Raw genomic sequence first — 4,804 nt, forward strand, 5'->3', positions numbered from 1 at the left:
CGGGGTTTTGTCGAGAAGTGGGACGAACTCATCGATTGGGATCAGCGCGCGAGAAGCGAAGGCCGCTTTTTCATCGATGTCCTAAAGGCACGCGGCAAAGAGAGCGTTCTCGATGTTGCCGCTGGCACGGGGTTTCACTCCGTCCAGCTCCTCAAGGCCGGATTCGACGTCACGTCGGTCGACGGCTCCGCCGAAATGCTCGCCAAAGCCTTTGACAATGGCTGCCAGCATCATGTTGTCCTAAAAACGATCCACGCGGACTGGCGGTGGCTCAATGAGAGCGTGCGCGGCAAGTTCGACGCGATCATCTGTCTTGGCAACAGCTTCACACATCTGTTCGACGAGAACGACCGCAGGCGTGCGCTTGCCGAGTTCTACGCCGCGCTAAAGCATGACGGCATCCTGATCCTCGACCAGCGAAATTACGACCGCATCTTGGACAAAGGCTTCGCCAGCAAGCACAAATTCTATTATTGCGGCGACCAGGTCACGGCCGAGCCGGTCCATGTCGATGATGGCCTTGCCCGCTTCGAGTATGTGTTCCCGGACGGCTCGCGGCACAATCTCAACATGTTCCCCTTGCGCAAAAACTACACGCGCAAGCTGCTGCGCGAGGCCGGGTTCCAACAAATCCATTCCTACGGCGACTTCCAAGAGGAAGGCGAGGAGACCGATCCCGACTTCTTCATCCATGTCGCGGAGAAGAGCTATGGCAGCGACTGATCAGACCATCGCGCTCGCCCGCGACTACTATGACAGCGCCGAGGCGGACGATTTCTACCGCACGATCTGGGGCGGCGAGGACATTCATGTGGGGCTCTACGATCAGGGCCCCGACATCAGCGCCGCGAGCCGGCGCACCGTCGAGCGCATGGCGGGAAAGGCCGGCTCACTCAAGGGTAAGCACGTACTCGATCTGGGCTCGGGCTATGGCGGGGCGGCCCGCGTCCTCGCCGAGCGCTACGGCGCGCGGGTCACCTGCCTCAATCTCTCGGCCGTCGAGAACGAGCGCAACCGGGCCCTCACGCGCGAGGCCGGCCTCGACGACAAGATAACCGTGGTCGACGGCTCGTTCGACTCGTTGCCCTTCGAGGAAGCGACGTTCGATCTTGCCTGGAGTCAGGATGCCATTTTGCATGCGCCGGACCGGCGCGCGGTGCTTGATGAGGTCGCACGCGTGTTGAAGCCGGGCGGCGAGTTCATCTTCACCGACCCTATGCAGGCGGATGCGCTCAGCGATCCCACCCCGCTCAAGCCAATCTATGACCGCATCCATTTGCCCGACCTTGCGTCGTTCGGCTTCTATCGCGAGGAACTCTCCGGGCGCGGCTTCGAGGAGGTGGAGGTCGAGGAACTGACCGGACATATGCGCACCCACTACTCCCGCGTCACCGAGGAACTCGATGCGCGCCGGGACGAGCTCGGCGCGAGTGACGCCTTCGTCAACCGCATGCTTAAGGGCCTCGGCCATTGGGTATCAGGGGCCGAAGGCGGCCTGCTTGCGTGGGGCATCATGCACTTCCGAAAGGCGGCTTAGTGGAGGCAGGCCGCGACAGCGGCACCGATTCTCCCCTCGCCCATTGCACGATCGGAGTGCCGGCGAGCGCAAAGCTGATTGTTCTGGTCTTTGTCGTCGTGACGATTGCCTGGCCGACCTTGGCCGAGGAGAGTTTTGCGGCGGCGCGAGACGTCATCTCGGGGTCCGCCGGCTGGCTCTATGGCGCGGTCGTATCGGCTGCACTCGTCATGTGCGTGGTCTTAGCGCTCGGCCATTGGGGCGCGGTACGGCTCGGCGCCGACGACGAGAGGCCGGAATTTGGCTGGCTGTCATGGGCCGCCATGCTGTTCGCCGCCGGGATGGGCATCGGTCTTGTCTTCTGGTCGATCGCCGAGCCCCTCACCCATTATGCCGGCAACCCGCTGATCGCGGCTTGGGGCCCGGACCCGTCGAGCGTGATCCGCGCCCGCGTGGCCATGGAAATCACCTTCTTCCATTGGGGGCTCATGCCTTGGGCGCTCTACACGATCGCCGGGCTGATCTTCGCGTATTTCTCGTTCCGCAAGGGCGAGCCGCTCAGCATTCGCTCCGCCATGCGTCCCTTGATCGGCGACCGCGTTAATCGCTGGCCGGGTAAGCTTGCGGATGTCGTCGCCATCGTCGCCACCGTGTTCGGTCTCGCCACGTCGCTCGGCTTCGGCGCCGACCAAATCAATGCGGGGCTGAACCGGCTGTTCGGCTGGCATGTCTCGACGGAGCACAAGCTTCTGCTCGTGGCGGTGATCTGCGGCGCGGCGGTGCTGTCGGTAAGCTCCGGGCTCGATCGTGGTATACGGCTGCTGTCGCTCGCCAATATTTGGCTCGCGGCTTTTATCCTGGCCGTGGTGCTTGTCTCGGCACCGCTCGAACCGATTTTGCGCAATGTCACGCTCCGGTTGGGCGACTACCTGGCTCAGTTGCCGTGGCTCACTTACCAGACGGCAAGCGATGACACGGGCTGGGCTTCCTCTTGGACCACGTTCTACTGGGGCTGGTGGATCAGCTGGACGCCGTTCGTCGGACTTTTCATTGCGCGCATCTCCCGCGGGCGCACGGTGCGGGAATTCATTCTCGGCGTGCTTCTCGTGCCGACGGGCATTACGTTTATCTGGCTATCGATCATGGGGGGCGCGGCGATCTCCGCGGCGCGTGCGGGACCGGCCATCATCGAGATCGCCAAGAATGAGCCTGCTCTTTCACTCTACGTCATGATCGACTTCTTGCAGACCGGCATTTTCGCCACGATCGTCGCTGCCGCGGCTACCCTTCTGGTCGCGGTCTTCTTCGTAACGAGCGCCGATAGCGGCACGCTCGTCGTCACGACCATGCAATGCGGCGGGCATACGGAGCCGCCGATCCTCGAGCGTGTGCAATGGGGCGTCGGCATCGGCGCGGTGGCCGCGGCGCTCCTGATTGCCGGCGGTCTCGGCGCGCTTCAGGCCATGGCGATCGCGGCCGCGCTGCCCTTTTCCATCGTCCTTGTTGCCTTAGGGGTTGGCTTCATGGCGGCGCTCCACGAAGATGCCACCCAGCAACGCAAGGCGCGGCGCGCACGAAGACCCAAACCCAGCGGCTGAGGATGCGCGGTCTCTAAAGGGTTCATGGTTCGAAAACAGTGCTTCCTTACGGTAGGCGGTGAGGAGACAGGACATGGCTCAGGCTCCAGGACCGGGCGACGGCGCGACCCTTGCCGTCTATCGCGAGACGTTTCGAAGAGTGCTCGGTAAGGACTTTCAACGTCCCGTGCTCATCGAGACCAACGCCCATGAAGGCCCGGTCTATGTGGCCGCCGAGCACGCGCTCTATTTCACGACCGTGCCGGAGCCAGGCCCGAAAAACGTCGCCATCATGCGGCTCCAGCTCGCGGGCGACACGTTTCCCTTCACCGCGAGTACGCTTGAGACCGTACGCCAGCCGTCCAACATGGCCAACGGCATGTGCCTCGACCGCAAGGGGCTCATAATCTGCGAGCAAGGCACGCGCGACGTGCCGGCGCGGATCAGCCGCATGGTCTTGAAGACCCGCGCGGTCGAGACGGTCGTCGACCAGTGGCAGGGGCTCCGCTTCAATTCGCCGAACGACGTGGTGATGAAGTCCGACGGCACGATGTGGTTCACAGATCCGAACTACGGTGAGGTACAGGGCTTCAAGCCCGCGCCGGAGGTCGGCGCCTTCGTCTACCGCCACGATCCGGCGACGGGCGAAACGGCGGTGGTCGCGGACTCCTTCAACAAGCCGAACGGGCTCGCCTTCTCACCGGATGAGCGTGTGCTCTACATCACCGATACCGGCGCCAACCAGGCGCCCGGAACCTATTTCGTTAACCTGCCCCATCACGTCCGCGCCTTCGATGTGCACAAGGGCCGGCATTTGCGGAACGAGCGGCTGTTCGCCGTGGTCAGTCCCGGCGTGCCGGACGGCATCAAGCTCGACGCGCGCGGCCGCGTCTACACGTCGTCGGCGACGGGCGTCCAGGTGTTCACGCCGCAAGGCGATCTTCTGGGGGAGATCGTCGCCCCGGGCGTGGCCAATTTCACCTTCGGCGGACCGAAGAACGACGTGCTGTTCATTCTCGGCGACACCAAGATCTGGCAGGCCAAGGTTAAGACCCGCGGGGTCTAGCCTTTCAGAGCACCGTCATCGGTTGAGGCCGGCGCGTTCGTCACAGCGCGGCTCCGGTCCACCAGCTCGCGAATGCCCTCGGCGATCCCGGCCAGCGCCGCGCGGTGCGAACCGTTGACCTCCTTCAAGAGATCGAACTCCCGCCGTATCGTCGTGTGATCCTCCATCGCCCGCTTTTCCGAATCGCGATTGAGGATCGCCGTGCCGACGGTGATGACGGGCAGGAAGATGAGCTGGAGGAAGTTCGACCAATAGAGAATCTGGGTCTCGTATTCCGGCCAGAGGATCGGCGTCAGGCCGAAGATGACGAAGGCGTAAACGCCCAGATCGAGCCCACCAGCATGGTGATGCGCATGGCCAAGACATCGTTGATCTTGGACATGAAGCTCTCGCGCGGCGGTTCCTTCATCGTCGACATCTCCGCACATGGGCAACACCCGGCACGCCCATGAGGGCGTCCTGGTCCCGCGGACTAGAGTTACGCGATGATCTTAAAAAAATGCTCAGTCCAGGCCGCCGAGGCTAAAGGGGAAATGGTGCCCAGGGGCGGATTCGAACCACCGACACGCGGATTTTCAGTCCGCTGCTCTACCAACTGAGCTACCTGGGCCCGCCGTTTACGGCATATGGGCGATGGGCTTTCCC

At 63.2% G+C, this 4,804-nt stretch carries 5 protein-coding genes and 1 tRNA gene; 4 read left to right on the forward strand and 2 right to left on the reverse strand.

Features of this window, described 5'->3' with window-relative positions:
• The 4 genes from ACSLE4_RS11580 to ACSLE4_RS11595 all read left to right on the forward strand — a co-directional run.
• Positions 1–723 (forward strand): glycine/sarcosine N-methyltransferase (locus tag ACSLE4_RS11580; protein WP_435904599.1); only part of this gene is annotated, 723 nt, incomplete at its 5' end.
• Positions 710–1,537, forward strand: a complete 828-nt coding sequence (locus tag ACSLE4_RS11585; RefSeq protein WP_435904600.1) for an SAM-dependent methyltransferase — start codon at positions 710–712, stop codon at positions 1,535–1,537. The genes ACSLE4_RS11580 and ACSLE4_RS11585, both read left to right, overlap by 14 nt.
• Positions 1,537–3,114 (forward strand): BCCT family transporter, encoded by a 1,578-nt coding sequence (locus ACSLE4_RS11590; RefSeq protein ID WP_435904601.1) that lies wholly within the window; start codon positions 1,537–1,539, stop codon positions 3,112–3,114. The genes ACSLE4_RS11585 and ACSLE4_RS11590 overlap by 1 nt, the downstream gene beginning before the upstream one ends.
• A gap of 73 nt (positions 3,115–3,187) precedes the next feature.
• Positions 3,188–4,159: an SMP-30/gluconolactonase/LRE family protein gene (locus tag ACSLE4_RS11595; RefSeq protein WP_435904602.1), complete on the forward strand. Its 972-nt coding sequence runs from the start codon at positions 3,188–3,190 to the stop codon at positions 4,157–4,159.
• On the opposite strand, the gene ACSLE4_RS11600 is transcribed toward ACSLE4_RS11595, so the two are convergent.
• On the reverse strand, positions 4,156–4,587 hold the full coding sequence (locus tag ACSLE4_RS11600; RefSeq protein WP_435904603.1) for a hypothetical protein: 432 nt from the start codon (positions 4,585–4,587) through the stop codon (positions 4,156–4,158). The two genes, ACSLE4_RS11595 and ACSLE4_RS11600, sit on opposite strands and share 4 nt — an antisense overlap.
• Before the next feature lie 106 nt (positions 4,588–4,693).
• Positions 4,694–4,769 (reverse strand) — tRNA-Phe (locus ACSLE4_RS11605).
• Positions 4,770–4,804 lie beyond the last annotated feature (35 nt).

The organism is Methyloceanibacter sp., assembly GCF_051306395.1.
Taxonomy (GTDB): domain Bacteria; phylum Pseudomonadota; class Alphaproteobacteria; order Rhizobiales; family Methyloligellaceae; genus Methyloceanibacter.

What these genes read in the sequence shown, in the direction of transcription:
- ACSLE4_RS11600 (WP_435904603.1), bottom strand. Translation starts at nt 4,587, where the DNA reads ATGTGCGGAGATGTCGACGATGAAGGAACCGCCGCGCGAGAGCTTCAT.
- ACSLE4_RS11585 (WP_435904600.1), top strand. Translation starts at nt 710, where the DNA reads ATGGCAGCGACTGATCAGACCATCGCGCTCGCCCGCGACTACTATGAC.
- ACSLE4_RS11595 (WP_435904602.1), top strand. Translation starts at nt 3,188, where the DNA reads ATGGCTCAGGCTCCAGGACCGGGCGACGGCGCGACCCTTGCCGTCTAT.